This window comes from Arthrobacter sp. SAFR-044, assembly GCF_059414985.1.
This window is the reverse complement of sequence record NZ_JBPFDN010000005.1, coordinates 218492-234694: the sequence shown is the minus strand read 5'-3', so window position 1 is coordinate 234694 and position 16203 is coordinate 218492. Positions and strand designations below refer to the sequence as shown.

Below are 16203 nucleotides of genomic sequence, written 5' to 3'. Positions count from 1 at the left end.
TTTGCCCTGACGGGGAAGCGGGTCAGGGTTTGCCTTGGCTCTTGCCCTTGCCCTTGGCTTCTTTTGCGGTGTCAGAACGCTGCGAGCCGGGCGCTTCCGGGGCGGGGGCAGGTGCCGGGGCGACGGCTGGAACAACGGGTTCCGCAGGGCTGGGGCCGTCCTGGGCGGTGTCTGCCAAAGCAGGGGCCGCGGCGCCGGCCTCCGGCGCGGCGGCAGGGGGCTCCGCCGCGGAGGCTGCGGCCACCTGTGTAGCGATATCTGCCCGGACGGCCGAGAGCGCATTTTCGATTCCGCGGTACCGGGCAGCTGACACGCGGCCTGCCGCGGCGGCTTCGCCCAGGTCCTTTTCGAGCGCCTGCAGGGCGGCCAGTGCCCCATCCATCCTGTTCTCCGATGCAGCCTGGCTGATGCTCAGGACGCGGATTTGGAAACCGCGCAGCACATTGGCGTCCGTGTCGGCCGGGTGGACGGCTGCCGCTCCCGCTACCAGGGCGGCTGCCAGCACGGCGCCGCACAGGACCATTAGGGCACGGACGCCCCGACGGCGGGTCACGGGGGCGGACGCGCCGGCCGCTTCCGGTCCGGCCGGCTTCTGCACCTCAGGCGGCATGCCTGCCCCGCAACGGGACGGTGGAGGCTGACCGGACGGGCAGGACCGTCACCGGAGTGGCCTCAACTACGGGTGCCCGCACGGCAGCCTTGTGCGCGGGAGAGGCGGCCCGCGCCAGCAGGATGCGGCCGCCCGTCCGCAGGGCCGTGGCGATCAACAAGCCGATGCCCACTCCGAGGAGCACGTGGCCGGCCAGGTAGTGCTGGGCCGTTCCCGGGCCACCCGCCGCAGCCACCGCCGCACCGCCTGCGGTCAGCATCAGTGACAGGGCCGTACCGAATATTGCGCCCATGGCTCCTGCTCCCATCCCATTTAATCAGCAAGCTTACTAGTAATGCTCAGCAAGCTTACTACTACGCGGGCCTGAAGCAAGAGTGCGGAAGGCTGCCACCGGGCAAAAATGGTCAGCAGCCCGCCTGGCTGGAGCCGGAGCTGGACCGGGAGCCGGGTCAGCCGGCGGCTTCGAGCAGGTGCCCGGCCGGCGCGAGGCCGGCGTACCTGCCCTTGAAGAACAGCAGGGGCTCGGCGTCGCCCCGCGCCTGGAGGTGCCGCACGGCGGCCACCACAATGGTGTGGTCGCCGCCGTCGTACTCTGCGCGGAGGTCGCAGTCGATCCAGGCGAGCGCACCGTCCAGCACGGGGTTGCCCAGCGGCGAGGACGTGTGGCCAACTCCCGCGAACTTGTCCGTCCCTGTGCGGGCAAACTGCCCGGCGAGGTGCTGGTGTTCCGCGGGGAGGATGTTGACGGTGAATGAACCGGCCTTCCGCAGCACGGGCCAGGTGGTTGAGGTCCGGGCCGGGCTGAAGGTCACGAGCGCCGGGTCCAGCGACAGTGAGGCAAAGGACTGGCAGGTGAAGCCGGCCGGGCCCTCAGGGGTGGAACCGGTGACAACGGTCAACCCGCTGGCAAACGTTCCGAAAATGTCCCGAAGGCGGCGGGGGGCAAGATCTGAAGTGACTGTCATTGAGTGGCCTCTCGTCTGGATCGTTACCTCACCAAACCACCAGCCAACCGGCCCGCTCAAGCCGCCCGAAACACGCGGACCCGCACCGCAACGAAAGGTCACGCCGGTACATCCGGCGTCATCGGTTCCCGGCCGTTATGCCGGCTGCGGCCGCTGGTCCAGCGCGGCGAGCAGCCGGCGGACCGAGCCGCCCAGGTTCCAGTCGATGGTCAGCTGCTCAAGTTCGGCCCGCCGGCCACCGGTGACCGGCTGCAGCAGGGCGCCCGCCTGCTCAAGGGTGGGCAGCTCGAGGTCGCGCACCAGGCGGACGACGGCGGGGGCTGCTTCGAGGTACGCGGCAGCGGCGGAGAGTTTGGCCCGGACGGGACCGGACACGCCGCCGTCGTCGTCTTCCGCCGCTGCCAGCAGCCGTTCCAAGGTGCCGTACTTGAGCAGGAGCGATGCGGCGGTCTTCTCGCCGATCCCGGCCACGCCGGGCAAGCCGTCGGAAGCGTCGCCGCGCAGCGTGGCGTAATCGGCGTACTGCTGCGGGAGGACCTTGTACTTGGCCACGACGGTTTCCTCGGTGATGACTTCCAGGTTCTTCATGCCGCGGGCTGTGTAGATCACCCGGACCTTCCGGTCGTCGTCGCAGACCTGGAAAAGATCCCGGTCGCCCGTGACGACGTCCACCGGGAGGACTGCCTGGCTGGCGTAGGTACCCACAACGTCGTCAGCCTCGTGTTCGGCTTTGCCGACGATGGCGATGCCGGCCAGCTCCAGCACGCGGCGGATCATGGGCAGCTGCGCCTCCAGGCCCTCAGGCACCACTTCCACGTCCGTGCCGCCGGGGACTGCCTGGGCCACCCGGTGGGCTTTGTAGGTGGGGATCAGGTCCACGCGCCACTGCGGCCGCCAGTCGTCATCCCAGCAGGCCACCAGGTGCGAAGCCTGGTAGTCAGTGCTGAGCCGGGCAATCATGTCCAGCAGTCCGCGGACGGCATTGACCGGCGTGCCGTCCGGGCGGCGGATGGTGTCCGGCAGGCCGTAGAAGGCGCGGAAGTACAAGGAGGCAGTGTCGAGCAGCATGAGGCGCTGGGGCATACCTCGATCCTCACACGGAATTGACCGGGAGGGCAGCAGCCGGGGTGTCCGCCGTGGCGCCTGGAAGGACTGCGACGTGAATCCCAGGCGCAGCAAGCCGCGCCCTGCCTGCTCGAACCGGAAATGGCCTAGGGTACAGCCGGACGTTGGGGTGCTAAAGGCCGGTCACGGCTGCCCGGTGCCGGGCGGGCCGGTGAGTACCGTGGGAACGTACTCCAGCAGCTGGAGCCTGCCGTCGAACGTCCTGCTCTGCACCATGTCCAGCCGGACGTCGGGATATCCGTCGAAGATCCGCTCCCTCCCGGTGGCGCCGGTGATGACGGGGAAGACCACCAGCCGGAACCGGTCCACGAGGCCCGCCACCAGCAACGACCGTGCCAGGCTGATACTGCCCAAGGTACTCAGGGGCCCCGTCCCTTTACGCTTCAGCTCGCGGACCGCGTCAACCGCGTCCCCGGTTACCAGGGTCGAGTTCGGCCAGTCCAGGGGAGACTGCAGCGAGGAAGAGAACACGATTTTCGGTACGGCGGAAAGCCCCGTGAGGCTGGCGCCCTCCTCCTCCGAAAAACCAGACCGGTTCGCCGCGGCCTGAGCAGACATGCCGTACATCAGCCGGTACGTATTCGCGCCCAGGAGGAAGGTGTAGTTCTTCGCCGATTCCTGGTCCAGCCAGGCAAGGTATTCGGGACCCTCCAGTCCCCACCACCCCGGCCAGCCCTCTGCGGAGGCGCAACCGTCCAGCGAAATGATCAGGTCCACCATCAGGGGTGCTTGGGACGGTTCGGCAGGTGTGGCGCCCATGGCCGGCTCCTTGGACTGATCGGCGTTGATCTGGCGGCAATGCTATGCCCGCCAGGGCGAAGGTACAAGGGTCCGGCCCTTTCATCAGCCCTGCCGCAGGCGTAGCGTCTATTCCGCTGGAACCGTCGTAGCCGTCTAAGGAGCGGACATGGCTGGATGGAATGCAGACACAGCGGCGGGGCCTGTGGGGGCAGGGACCGTAACCCTGGTCGAGGGCTCATGTTTTTGTATCTCCGCAGCCAATGGAGATATCCACCCGGAACTGCCCCACGGCGTCTTTCATGAGGACACCCGCATCCTTTCTGGGTGGAGCATGACGGTGAACGGCCAGGCCCTTGAGCCGTTGACGGCGGAGACGAAGGAACCCTACCGGGCACTGTTCATCGGCCGCGTTCCCCGGGCAGACGGATACGCGGACAGCCCCTTAATCGTGGAGCGGCTGCGGGAAGTGGCGGCCGGAGTGGTTGAGGAGATCACGATCCGCAACTATTCCGGCAACCCCGTTGAATGCAGCATCTCCGTGGGCGTCGATTCCGACTTCGCCGATCTGTTCGAGGTGAAGGAGGCGAGGGTCCAGCGGCGGTGGGACGTCACCCGCGGAGCCGACGGCGACTCCCTGATTATCAGCGCGGCCTGGCAGGACCTGCGGAAAGCTGTCCTGGTCAGGGGACGCGGCGCCGTCGCCTCCGCCGGCGCACTCTCATACCACGCCGTGGTTCCCGGATACGGCCAGTGGACCACGCGGTTGAGCGTGGCACCGGCAGGGCAGCACAACGTTACGCACCCCGCCGGGCACGGGGTGTCACCGAGTGACCGGCGGCACCAGGAATGGGTCGCCAAAATCCCCAGGCTGCAGATGGCGAACCGGTCCATTGAACGCACGCTGCGGCGCAGCTATGACGACCTCGGCGCGCTCCGGATCGAGGACCCTGAGCATCCGGAACGAATAGTGGTGGCGGCGGGCGCACCATGGTTCATGACCCTGTTCGGGCGTGACTCGCTGTGGGCTTCGGAGATGGCCCTGCCGGTGGATCCGTCCCTGGCCTTGGGCACCCTGCAGACGCTGGCGGACCGGCAGGGCAAGGTGGTGGACCCGATGAGCGAGGAGGAACCCGGGAAGATCCTGCACGAAGTCCGTTTGGGCGTGTCCTCCGGGCTGGCGCTTGGCGGCAAGTCCGTCTACTACGGCAGCGTGGACGCAACCCCGCAGTTTGTGATGACCCTGGCATCGGTCAGCCGCTGGGGGTTCGGAAAGGACGCCATAGCCGCCCTCCTGCCCAACGCCGACCGGGCCCTGGACTGGGTCCGGACCTACGGCGACAAGGACGGCGACGGGTTCGTTGAGTACCAGCGCCTCAACGACCAGGGCCTTATCAACCAGGGGTGGAAAGACTCCTGGGACGGGATCAATTTCGCGGACGGAACCATTGCCGAACCGCCCATCGCGCTTTGCGAGGTGCAGGCCCTGGTCTACTCAGCGTTGCTGTCCCGGGCATGGATGGCGTACGACGCCGGGGACGCGCCGTTGGCTGCCCGGCTCACCGCCGAGGCGGCGCAGTTGAAGAAAAGGTTCAACGAGGAATTCTGGCTGCCGGACCGCGGCTACTTCGCCGTTGCCCTGGACGGCCGCAAGCGGCCGGTTGATGCCTGCGCCTCGAATATGGGGCAGTGCCTGTGGCACGGCATCGTTGACGATGACAAGGTGCCGCTGGTGGCTGAACGGCTAATGTCGCCGGAGATGTTCAGTGGCTGGGGTGTCAGGACCCTGGCCTCAAATATGGGGGCCTACAACCCGGCCAGTTACCACAACGGTTCTGTATGGCCGCATGACAATGCCATTATTGCGGCCGGACTCATGCGGTACGGATTCGTCGAGGAGGCGCAGCGCATCGCCACCGCCCTGCTCGAAGCCGCGGATTTTTCCGGCGGCCGGCTGCCGGAGCTGTTCTGCGGCTTCAGCAGGGAGCAGGTGGCCGAGCCGGTGCCCTACCCCACGGCCTGCTCCCCGCAGGCCTGGGCGGCCACCGCGCCGATCATGCTGATCACCTGCCTGATGCGGTACGACGCCCATGTCTCCCGCGGAGGCTTCTGGATGGATCCGGCGCTGCCGCAGTCCTACGGGAACCTGCACATCACCAACGCTCCCCTGGCCGGTGGCCGGATCACCATCGACATCAGGGACGGCGAACCTGCGGTGCAGGGCTTGCCGGAGGGCTTGACGTTCCACCGCGAACACCGGCCATGGCTGACCGAGCTCATCTCGCAGGCCGGATTGGACGCCAAGGGCTAAACCTCCCAGTCGCCGTCAGCGTAGGCGCTGCGGACGTGGGCGCGCAGGTACTCCCCCACCACGGCAGCTCCAAGGCCGCCCACTTCGGGCGCCACAACGCGGCCGTCCACGCGCTGGGCCATCCGCTGGATGAACCGCTCCAGGCCGGGGTCGTTGCCCAGGCGGAAGAAGGTGGCCTGGACGCCGGCGCGCCCAAGGCGGTCCAGTTCGGCAACCGTGGCGCGGATGGTCTCTGCGTCCGGCGGCCAGTTGAACCAGGAGTCCCCGTCGGGCAGCAGGTGCGCCGTGGGTTCGCCATCTGTGACCACCAGCAGGACGGGCTGCATGGAGGGGTGCCGGCGGAAGAAGCGGCCGGCCAGCAGCAGGCCGTGGTGCAGGTTGGTTCCCTGTTCGCGGAAGGCAGGCAGGGCCGTGAGTTCTCCGATGTCCATGGACTGCGCGTACCGGCCAAAGGTGATGAGCTCGAGGCGGTCGCCGCGGAAGCGCGTGGACACCAGGTGGTGTAATGCGAGCGCTGTCCGCTTCATCGGAACCCACCGCCCTTCTGCGGCCATGGAAAAGGACACGTCCACCAGCAGGGCCACCGCGGCCTGGGTGCGGGCCTCCGTCTCCGACACTTCGATATCGCCGACGGCGAGGCGCAGGCCGCGGGCCGGGTCGCCGCCGTCGGCCATGGTCCGCCGGATGGCGTTGGTCATGGTCCGGGTGACGTCCCAGGGCTCGCCGTCCCCGAACTCCCATTGCCGGCTTGAGCCTGTCTGTTCTCCGGCGGCCCCGGCCATCCTGGTGTCCCGGCTTCCCTGCCGGCCGGACAGCTGCCTGGCAGCGTCGCGGAGGAGTGACTTCCCCAGCCGCCGCATGGCCTGCGGGGACAACCTTAGGTCGCCGTCCGTGCCGCGCCGCAGGTAGCCGCCGTCCTGCATGGCACGCTCGATCTCCGCGAGGGTGCGGGCGCTCACGGCGGCGCTTTCACCGAGCTGGCGGGCGATCGCGTCCAGGTCCAGGTCATCGAGCCTGGAGCCGTTGTAGGACTGGGAGAGCTGTTCGGACAGTTGGTCCAGTTCGGCGATGTCCTGCAGCACCCCCGTGCCGTCGCCCAGCCCCAGGCCCTCCTGCCCTTCGAAGCGTTCCGATCCCGTCCAGTCCTCTCCGGGGCGCAGTGCCCGGAGGGCGGCGTCAAGTTCGCTGAGCTGGGCCATCAGTTCGGGCGAGCCGAAGGCCTGGGCGGAGAGCCGCATCAGCTCATCGCGCTGCTCAGGTGACATCGACTGCAGGAGCCGTTGGGCGGCGGCGGCGCGCTGGGCCAGGGCGTCCACCAGTTCCTCCACCGACTGCGGATTCTCCGGGAAAAACTGGCCGTGTTTGGCCATGAACTCCTGGAAGTCGGCGTCGGTGTCCTCCCCGCGCCGGTGTTCGCCCAGCAGTTCGTTGAGGTCCCGGAGCATGGCGTTCACCGCCTGGCGGTCCTCATCGGTGGCACTCTCCAGCGCCTGCTTCATGCCGGCGAACCGCTGCTCGAGGACCTCGCGGCCCAGCAGGTCCTTGATGTGTTCGTAGGCCTCACGTGCTGCGCTGGATTGCCAGTCGTAGGACGCCAGCTCATTCACCGCCGCAGCCGTGGAGGGTGGGAGGTTCTGCAGCTGCATCTCCCGGAAGGCGCGCTCGGTGTTGTCCATCATGGCGTCCCGGGCCAGTTGCTTGCGCTCCTCCAGCACCGCGGTGTCCAGGAGCTTCTTTACTTCGTCCAGGGTGCCGTCCAGCCGGTGCCGGCTGAGCAGGTCGCGGCGCCGCTGCTGGACGCGCCGGGCAAGGTCATCCAGGCCGTCCCGGTTCCGGCCTCCGCGCCGCAGGAATTCCTGCAGGGCGTGGCGGGGCGAGTAGCCGGCCATCACGTCTTCGGCGACAGCGTCAAGTGCCTCGGCCAAGTCGACTGGCGGGGCGAGCGGGTCCGGGCCGCCAGTGTACCGGCCGTATCTGGCGGACCGCTTGTGGATGGCCATGCTGCCTCCCGGGCTTAGCCGTAGATGGTTTCCTCGTCGTCGGACTCCTTGGAGATCCGCCGGCCGAGGTATAGGCCCTCCAGTGCCAGTTCGACGGCGGCGGCCAGTTGTCCGTCATTCACCGCACCAAGGCGCCGCCCGATTTCGTCGTAGAGGCCCGAGCCGTTCAGCGACGGCAGGTTGCCCAGGAACTCCTGCGCCGTGACCTGCTCCCCGGTGGTGACGGTGCGGTGCCCGTCCAGGGCAGCCACGAGCGGGCCCATGTCCAGGCCCTGGAAGTGCGCCCTGACAGCTTCCGCGGTTGCGGTACGCAGGAGGTGGTCGAGGACGCCCTGTTCCCGCCCTTCCTCGCCGGATTCAAACTCGATCTTGCCCGTCAGGACCTCCACTGCAGGCTCCAGGTCGATGATCCGTGCCACCGCCTGGTCCTCCCCCCGCAGGCTGGCCCGGCGCAATGCCGCAGCAGCCACCGTCTCTGCCCCCGCAATGGCGAACCGGGCGGAAACGCCGGAGGTTTGGTTGATGGCAGGCGACTGCCGCAGTGCCCGGGTGTAGCGGGCCAGGATTTCCAGGATGAACGGCGGCACGTCCGCAACCAGCCGGCCCTCCTGGCGGATGACCGCCACTTCGTCTTCCAGCTCGACCGGGTAATGGGTCCTGATCTCCGCGCCGAAGCGGTCCTTCAGTGGCGTAATGATCCGGCCGCGGTTGGTGTAGTCCTCCGGGTTGGCGGACGCGACAACCAGGACGTCCAGCGGCAGCCGCAGCACGTAGCCGCGGATCTGGATGTCCCGTTCCTCCATGACGTTGAGCATGGACACCTGGATGCGTTCGGCGAGGTCCGGCAATTCGTTGATGGCGATGATGCCCCGGTTGGAGCGCGGGATGAGCCCATAGTGGATGGTTTCCGGGTCGCCCAGCCTGCGGCCCTCAGCTACGCGCATCGGGTCCACGTCGCCCACAAGGTCGGCCACGGAGGTATCCGGCGTCGCGAGCTTCTCCACGTACCGCTCTGAACGGTGCCGCCATGCGATCCGCAGCCGGTCTCCCTCGGTCAGCGCCCTGGCGCGGGATTGCTCGGTGATCGGCTCAAACGGGTGCTCGTTCAGCTCCGAGTCCTCAATTACCGGCGACCACTCGTCAAGCAACCCGGCCAGGGTACGGAGCACGCGGGTCTTGCCCTGCCCGCGCTCACCCAACAGGACAATGTCATGCCCGGCGAGCAGGGCCCGTTCGAGCTGCGGAATCACGGTCCTGCTGAAGCCGTACAGCCCCGGCCAGGGGTCACGTCCCGCGGCCAGGGCCGCGAGGAGGTTGTCGCGGATTTCGTGCCTCAGGTCCTTGTGGACGCAGCCTGCCGCACGCAGTTCACCAACGGTGTAGATATCGGGGCGATCAGTCACTCCTCTACGGTAATCCCCACCCTGCGGCTAATCGAGAGATTCCTCCACATTCCCGGCCCGCTTGCCGCTCCCCGCGCCTCGCAAGCTCGGCACGGGGCCCCCTCGCGGCTACCGCTTGCCGCTCCCCGCGCCTCGCAAGCTCGGCACGGGGCCCCCTCGCGGCTACGCTTAGTCCCAATGACACAGAGCACATTGATCCTCCTGGTGCGGCACGGCCAGACACCCACCACCGGTACCGTCCTGCCGGGCCGGGCCCCGGGCCTCCACCTTTCCGAGCGCGGCCGTGCACAGGCTGATGCTGTTGCCGACCGCCTTGACGGCCTGCCTGTCGAGGCGGTGTACTCGTCACCCCTGGAGCGGGCACGGGAGACTGCCGAGCCCACGGCCGCCCGCACCGGCCGGACGGTCAAAGAAGAAGCCGGGCTTTTGGAATGCGATTTCGGTGACTGGACCGGCGCGGCGCTCGCCGGGCTTGCGGGCCTGCCGGAGTGGCAGACCGTCCAGCACAACCCATCGGCGTTCCGCTTTCCCAATGGCGAGGGCTTTTCCGGAATGCAGGCGCGGATGGTTGGGACACTGGAGGATCTCCGGGCCGCCCATCGTGGCGGCGTCGTGGTCTGCTTCTCCCATGCCGATCCCATTAAGGCGGCCGTGGCCCATGCGCTGGGCACCCACCTTGACCTTTTCCAGCGCATCATGATCAGCCCGGCGTCGGTCTCGGTGATCTCCTACACGGACGGGCAGGCGCCGGCGGTGCTCACGGTGAATTCGATGTCGGAGCCCTTAAGCGGGCTGATGTCATCGTGATCCTTTCCGGACAGGAACGGAACGACTGGCCGCCGGTTGCGGCAGCACGGGGCATGCGGTGTCCGGGCGGGAGCTGACCCTCCTCACCGAGGGCCGCGTGGAGCTGCTGGGCCGCATCATGAGCGGCAGCAATGCCACGTTCCTCGCGGAGCTTTCCTGCGGTGACGATTCCGCCTGGGCCGTCTACAAGCCGGAGGCAGGAGAGCGGCCGCTGGTGGATTTCGACGCCGGCCTGTACCGCCGTGAGTGCGCCGCATTCCAGCTGAGCGAAGCACTGGGGTGGGGAATGGTGCCGCCTACAGTGGTCCGCACGGACGCGCCGCTTGGCGTCGGGTCGTTGCAGTGGTTCATCGAAGGCGACCACCAGGAACATTACTTCACCCTGTACGCAGACTCGCCGGAGACACACAGCGAGCTGGCGCGGATGGCGCTGTTCGACTACGTGGCAAACAATACTGACCGGAAAAGCGGGCACGTCCTGCGTGGTACTGACGGCCGGATCTGGGGCATCGACCACGGTCTGTGCTTTTCCGCTGCCTTCAAGCTCCGCACGGTCATCTGGGACTTCGCAGGCGACCCCATCCCGGACCAGCTGCTCGAGGACATCAGCCCCCTGGCGGCCACCGTCCCGGCAGATGTGGCGGAACTGCTCCACCCCGCCGAAGTGGCTGCCCTGCAGCGCCGCGTCCAGCGCATACTGCAGGAGAAGGTGCTTCCCGTTGACCGCACGGGGATGCGTTATCCGTGGCCCCTGGTCTAGGCCTATGACGTCCAGTCTGCGGGCCTGCGCGGGTCCGGGCGCTCTTCCAGCGCCGCTGCAGCCGCCGGGGCCGCCTGCTCAAGGTACGCGCCGATGTGCTCCAGCAGGTAATGCTGCCCCAGCACAGTGGGGTGGTCGCCGTCCGGGCCGATCAGGTCATCGAAGTCGTCGCTGATCCAGCCCTGGGCGATCGGATCAACAAACTCACCGCCCGCCCGCGCAGTGGCGGTCCTGAGTTGGTCGCTGATATCCACGAGCCCGGGGTCAGGGTCCGTGGTGTACGACGGCGGCCCCACCACAATGATCCTGGCCTCGGGGGCAAGTGCCTCTGCCTTGTCCATGGCGGCCAGGGCCGCGTCGCCGACGTCTGCGGAGGCGTAGCCAAGGTCGTTTTCCGAGCCGAAAAAGACCACGATCCCGGTGTCCGGGGTGACGAAGTCATCCACCTGCGTGCCGAAGGTCCCGTTGTAGTCGCCCAGGCTGAGGTAGCCGCTTCCGTCCTCGGCCGCGTTGACCACTTCCAGGCCCGTTACCGCCGGGTCCGTCCGCATCAGCGCGGGCCACGCCTCCTGCGGCGACGTGCCGTGACCGGTGCTCAGCGAGTCCCCCACTACCACCACGCGGACCGGCGGCGCCGAGGCCGGGGGCTGCGTCCGGGCAGCGCTTCCCGACGTCACGGCCAGGAGGAGGACCGCCACACCGGCGGTCACGAGCCGGCCGGGATGACCGTGCAGCGGGGCGCTGTCGTGCATGGTCCCTCCTCCTGCCTGCAATTACCGGCCGGCGGGCTGCTGCCCGCCGGCCGTTTATCTTCTAGTCCGTGTCCCATCGTAGGCAATTGTGGGAATACTTTAGGGCCAAGGTGACCAGGATCAACAGGATGCACAGCGACTGCACAGGAACCTTTAGGGCATTAGGTACCCTGGTGGCTGCCGTTCGGGGTCCAAGCCGTCCGGCGTCGAGCAGGCTGCGCTGTAATCGACGGGCTGCACTGTAGTCGGCGGGCTACGCTGGATCCGTGCAGCGGCAGGCAACCGGGTGGAATCCCGCAACCAAAGTTTCCGAGCAGGCGCCCGGCGTCTACTTCGCCGAAGGGCCAGCCTCCAACTGGATCGTGGCGCGGGACCCTTCCGGGTTCATCCTCATTGACAGCGGCTACCCCGGTGACCGCAGCAACGTCCTTGCCTCGATCCGCCACCTGGGCCTGGAACCGGCCAACGCCCTTGCACTGCTGGTCACGCACGGACACGTGGACCACACGGGCAGTGCCGCCTTCTTCTCCGAAACATTCGGAACCCCGGTCCTGTGCGCCCCCGGGGAGCTGGCCCACGTCCAGGGAAAGGAGAAGCACCAGGTCACCTTCGGCCAGGTCATCGGCCGGGCCTGGAAGCCGCGCATCTTCCGCTGGATGGTGCACGTCATCAGGGCGGGTGCCCTGGGTGCCAAGCCAGTGCCGGCGGCGGAAGCGTGGGACGCTGACAGGCTCCGGGCCCTGCCTGGCCGGCCCGTTGCCGTACCAGTGCCCGGCCATACGCCCGGCAATGCCGCCATCCACCTGTCCGGGGCGGGTGCCATTGCCGTGGGCGACTGCTTCGTCAGCGGCCACCCAATCAGCCGGACTTCCGGACCGCAGATGCTGCACCCGATGTACCACGCAGATCCGGCCGCCGCGCAGGCCGCCCTGCAGAACCTGGCCGGGTTGGAATCCCCGGTCGTCCTTCCCGGCCACGGACCCGCCCTGCGCGCCCCGCTGGCGGAAGCGCTGGCGGTTCTCGGGAACCGCGGTTAGAACTTGCCGTACCGTGCCCGCGCCATGGAATAGACGCCGTAGCAGATTAGCCCGGCCGCGATGGCGGCGAGGAGGAAGACGCCGTACGGTTGGGCGCCCAGGGTTTTCAGTCCGCCGTCGAGGCCGGAGGATTTGGATGGGTCGGCGGTTGCTGCCGCCACGATGATCAGGACACCGACGACGGCGAGCACCACACCCTTGGCTGCGTAACCGATGGTGCCGAGCCACTCCACGGCTGTCCGCGCGTTGCCCGGGTCCTGCAGGTCCTTCATGAACTTCCGGGAGACGCCCCGGTAGGCATAGAAGACGCCCGCTCCGATGATCGCCAGCCCCAGCACCACCAGAAGCACCACCCCGGCGGGCGCGCCCATCAGCTTTGCGGTGAAATCGGTGGCCGACTGGCTGGAGTTCTTGCTGCCCCCGGCGGCAAAAACGGCGAAGGTGAAGGCAAGGAAGCCGAAAACCACAGCTTTCCCCGCAGCGCCGGCAGCTTTCTTCAATTTCTTCTTGGAGTCGGACTCGGTTCGCGCCCCAAATACGGCTTCGCTTAGCATCCAGAGCGCAAGCGCGGCACAGGCGACAGCTCCGGCCCAGAGCAGGATCCCCCCGCCCGGCTTGGACGCCAGGGCTCCGATCGCCCCGGACTGGTCAGCTTCTCCACCCTGGCCCCTGGTCAACTGCAAGGCGATGGCGCCGACCAGGATATGGACCAGGCCGATGAAGACATATCCGGCCCGGGCCAGAACGCGGACTGCCGGGCTGCGGCTCGCCGACGCCGCCTCGGATACTGCCCTGTTAGCTCCCTGCGACGCGTTGCCCATGGCCGGCCCTTCCCAAATATGTAGTTGATCTTCCAATCCCGGGCCGGTTCCCCCCGCCTGCGTCGCGGAATGCTTCAGTGTAAATCCGTCCGCGCCGTCCCGACAGGCCCGGAAAGTTCCGGCCACGCACGGAGGGCTACTACAGTCGAATCGGTGCAAGCCAAACAGAACGTTGATGAACTGACCGAGCTGAACATCTCCGGGCCCGCGGCGGAGCACGCCGAAGACGGCTTCGTCCGCGTGCTCGGAGCCCGCGAAAACAACCTGCGGAACGTCAGCGTGGATGTGCCGCGGGATGCGATCGTGGCGTTCACCGGGGTCTCCGGCTCCGGCAAGTCGTCCCTGGCCTTCGGCACCATCTACGCGGAAGCGCAGCGCCGGTTCTTCGAATCCGTGGCGCCCTATGCCCGCCGCCTCATCCAGCAGGGCCACAACCCCAAGGTGGACCGGATCACCGGGCTGCCGCCCGCCGTCGCAGTCCAACAGCGCCGGGGGACGGCAACCTCCAGGTCCACGGTCGGGACCGTCACCACGCTGTCCAATTCACTGCGCATGCTGTTCTCCCGCGCCGGCAGCTACCCCGAGGGCGCAGCGCCGCTGGACTCGGACGCCTTCTCCCCCAACACCGCGGCGGGCGCCTGCCCGGAATGCCACGGCCTGGGCACCGCCCACACCGTCAGTGAGGCATCCCTGGTTCCGGACCCGTCCCTGAGCATCCGCGACGGGGCGATCGCCGCATGGCCCGGCGCCTGGCAGGGCAAAAACCTGCGCGACATCCTGACCCACCTCGGCTACGACGTCGATATCCCCTGGCGGCAGCTGCCCCGGAAACAGCGGGACTGGATCCTGTTTACCGAAGAACAGCCCGTGGTGGAAGTGACACCGCAACGGGACCGCGTCGCCAAGCCGTACAAGGGCCGGTTCTGGAGCGCCAAGAGCTACGTCATGCACACGCTGCTCGATTCCAAAAGCCCTGCCATGCGGGAAAAAGTCCTGCGCTTCATGGAAACCGGGCCCTGCCCGCGGTGCGGCGGAACAGGGCTCCGGCCCGAGGCCCTTGCCGTGACCTTCGCAGGACACACCATCGCCGGGCTCAATGCGGCGCCCATGACCGAACTGGCCGGCATCATCCGCCCCACCACCAAGCTGGCCAGTGCAGGGACCGCGTCCCGCAAGCAGTCTTCCGAGTCCAACGAAGTGGCTGTGGCCATCACCCGCGACCTGCTCCAGCGCATCAACGTGCTGCTGGAACTGGGCCTGGGGTACCTGGCCCTTGGGCGGGCCACCCCTACGCTCTCGCCGGGGGAAATGCAGCGGCTCCGGATCGCCACCCAGCTCCGCTCAGGGCTCTTCGGCGTGATCTACGTCCTTGACGAACCATCGGCGGGCCTGCACCCGGCGGACGCCGAACCCCTCCTCGCCGTCCTGGACCAGCTCAAGGCATCCGGCAACTCCGTATTCGTCGTGGAGCACAACATGGACATGGTCCGCCGGGCGGATTGGCTGGTGGACGTGGGGCCCCGGGCCGGCGAGGACGGCGGCGAGGTGCTGTACAGCGGACCCGTGCAGGGCCTGGATGCGGTGGCGGAGTCCGTGACGCGGCCGTTCCTGTTCCCCGACGGTACAGCGACGGCAGAGGACGACGGCGGTGCCGGGGCCGGCAAAGGTGCCCCGCACGAAGCCGCCGGGTGGCTGGAACTGCGGGGCGTCAGCCGCCACAACCTGCGGAACCTGGACGCCTCCTTCCCACTCGGTGTCCTGACAGCCGTCACCGGCGTCTCGGGTTCCGGAAAGTCCACGCTGGTCAGCCGGGTCCTCGCCGATATTGCCCGTGCCGCACTGCATGGTGGTGCAGAAACCGGGGCCGGGACATCACCCGACGAGCCGGACGAGGACCTCGAAGACCAGGGCGGACCGGCGACCGTGGGGCACGTATCCGGCCTGGACCGGATCGACCGCCTGGTGAAGGTGGACCAGAAACCGATCGGGCGCACACCCCGGTCCAACTTGGCCACCTACACGGGGCTCTTCGATGCCGTCCGCAAGGAATTCGCCGCCACCGATGCCGCCAGGAGCCGCGGATTTGGCCCTGGACGCTTTTCCTTCAACGTGGCCGGCGGCCGCTGCGAGACCTGCCAGGGCGAAGGTTTCGTGGCCGTGGAACTGCTGTTCCTGCCGGGCAGTTACGGCCCGTGCCCGGAATGCGGCGGCACACGCTACAACCCCGGGACCCTGGAGGTCACGTACAAGGGCAGGAACATTGCGGAAGTACTGGGCATGACGGTCAACGCCGCCGCCCACTTCCTGTCCGGGGTTCCCGCGGCCGCAAGGTCCCTGCAGACCCTCCAGGAAGTGGGCCTGGGCTACCTCAGGCTGGGCCAGCCCGCCACCGAACTTTCCGGCGGTGAGGCGCAGCGGATCAAGCTGGCCACCGAACTGCAGCGGGCCCGGCGCGGGCACACCCTGTACCTCCTGGATGAGCCCACCACGGGTCTGCACCCGGCCGACGTCCAGCTCCTGATGGCGCAGCTGAACCGCCTGGTGGACGCCGGAAACACAGTCGTCGTGGTGGAACACGCCATGGACGTGGTCGCCGCCGCCGACTGGGTGATGGATCTGGGACCTGCCGGCGGCGATGCCGGCGGCACGATCGTCGCCGCCGGTGACCCGGCCGCCGTCGCGCGTTCCCGCAGCAGCCGCACGGCCCCTTACCTTGCGGAAGCGCTGCGGGCAGCTTCCGGCGGCAAAGACGAGTAGGTCCTGCTCTCCTGCCCTCGTCCTTGCAGGAGCGTAGGACAGAGGGATGCGTACCGAAGGGGCGGCGTTGCCCATGACATCCTCCCGCTTGAGGCGGCACGGCCCATCGTGGACCTC

The 16203-nt window shown here is 68.1% G+C and carries 14 protein-coding genes; 5 read left to right on the top strand and 9 right to left on the bottom strand.

Annotated features, from left to right (window positions below):
- Positions 1-22: 22 nt before the first annotated feature.
- The 5 genes from ACR65J_RS10260 to ACR65J_RS10240 form a co-directional block, all read right to left on the bottom strand.
- Positions 23-610 (bottom strand): hypothetical protein, encoded by a 588-nt coding sequence (locus tag ACR65J_RS10260; RefSeq protein WP_440168328.1) that lies wholly within the window; start codon positions 608-610, stop codon positions 23-25.
- Positions 600-902 carry a hypothetical protein gene (locus ACR65J_RS10255; RefSeq protein WP_440168326.1) on the bottom strand — a complete coding sequence of 101 codons (303 nt, stop codon included), beginning with the start codon at positions 900-902 and terminating at the stop codon, positions 600-602. The genes ACR65J_RS10260 and ACR65J_RS10255 overlap by 11 nt, the downstream gene beginning before the upstream one ends.
- Before the next feature lie 157 nt (positions 903-1059).
- A complete protein-coding gene (locus ACR65J_RS10250; protein WP_440168324.1) occupies positions 1060-1575 on the bottom strand; it encodes a flavin reductase family protein in 516 nt (171 codons plus the stop codon).
- 135 nt (positions 1576-1710) lie between these two features.
- On the bottom strand, positions 1711-2658 hold the full coding sequence (locus ACR65J_RS10245; RefSeq protein ID WP_440168322.1) for a 5'-3' exonuclease: 948 nt from the start codon (positions 2656-2658) through the stop codon (positions 1711-1713).
- Positions 2659-2823: 165 nt separating this feature from the next.
- Complete coding sequence (locus ACR65J_RS10240; protein WP_440168320.1) at positions 2824-3459, bottom strand: dihydrofolate reductase family protein; 636 nt, start codon at positions 3457-3459, stop codon at positions 2824-2826.
- A gap of 148 nt (positions 3460-3607) precedes the next feature.
- On the opposite strand from ACR65J_RS10240, the gene ACR65J_RS10235 reads away from it, so the two are divergent.
- The gene (locus ACR65J_RS10235; RefSeq protein WP_440168318.1) at positions 3608-5749 is read left to right on the top strand and encodes an amylo-alpha-1,6-glucosidase; all 2142 of its coding nucleotides are present in this window, start codon (positions 3608-3610) and stop codon (positions 5747-5749) included.
- Here the strand turns inward: ACR65J_RS10235 and ACR65J_RS10230 are convergent.
- Both ACR65J_RS10230 and ACR65J_RS10225 read right to left on the bottom strand, forming a co-directional pair.
- On the bottom strand, positions 5746-7749 hold the full coding sequence (locus ACR65J_RS10230; protein WP_440168316.1) for a vWA domain-containing protein: 2004 nt from the start codon (positions 7747-7749) through the stop codon (positions 5746-5748). The genes ACR65J_RS10235 and ACR65J_RS10230 overlap by 4 nt on opposite strands.
- Positions 7750-7763: 14 nt before the next feature.
- A complete protein-coding gene (locus ACR65J_RS10225) occupies positions 7764-9152 on the bottom strand; it encodes a sigma 54-interacting transcriptional regulator (RefSeq protein WP_440168314.1) in 1389 nt (462 codons plus the stop codon).
- 177 nt (positions 9153-9329) lie between these two features.
- On the opposite strand from ACR65J_RS10225, the gene ACR65J_RS10220 reads away from it, so the two are divergent.
- Complete coding sequence (locus ACR65J_RS10220; RefSeq protein WP_440168312.1) at positions 9330-9959, top strand: MSMEG_4193 family putative phosphomutase; 630 nt, start codon at positions 9330-9332, stop codon at positions 9957-9959.
- Between the two features lie 58 nt (positions 9960-10017).
- Positions 10018-10719 carry an SCO1664 family protein gene (locus ACR65J_RS10215; protein ID WP_440168310.1) on the top strand — a complete coding sequence of 234 codons (702 nt, stop codon included), beginning with the start codon at positions 10018-10020 and terminating at the stop codon, positions 10717-10719.
- A gap of 2 nt (positions 10720-10721) precedes the next feature.
- On the opposite strand, the gene ACR65J_RS10210 is transcribed toward ACR65J_RS10215, so the two are convergent.
- Positions 10722-11471, bottom strand: a complete 750-nt coding sequence (locus tag ACR65J_RS10210; RefSeq protein WP_440168309.1) for an SGNH/GDSL hydrolase family protein — start codon at positions 11469-11471, stop codon at positions 10722-10724.
- Between the two features lie 266 nt (positions 11472-11737).
- Between ACR65J_RS10210 and ACR65J_RS10205 the strand changes: the two genes are divergently transcribed.
- On the top strand, positions 11738-12508 hold the full coding sequence (locus tag ACR65J_RS10205) for an MBL fold metallo-hydrolase (protein WP_440168308.1): 771 nt from the start codon (positions 11738-11740) through the stop codon (positions 12506-12508).
- Here the strand turns inward: ACR65J_RS10205 and ACR65J_RS10200 are convergent.
- Positions 12505-13329: a DUF1206 domain-containing protein gene (locus tag ACR65J_RS10200; protein ID WP_440168307.1), complete on the bottom strand. Its 825-nt coding sequence runs from the start codon at positions 13327-13329 to the stop codon at positions 12505-12507. The two genes, ACR65J_RS10205 and ACR65J_RS10200, sit on opposite strands and share 4 nt — an antisense overlap.
- A 180-nt stretch (positions 13330-13509) precedes the next feature.
- Here ACR65J_RS10200 and ACR65J_RS10195 point away from each other — a divergent pair, with 180 nt between their 5' ends.
- A complete protein-coding gene (locus ACR65J_RS10195; RefSeq protein ID WP_440168463.1) occupies positions 13510-16086 on the top strand; it encodes an excinuclease ABC subunit UvrA in 2577 nt (858 codons plus the stop codon).
- Positions 16087-16203 lie beyond the last annotated feature (117 nt).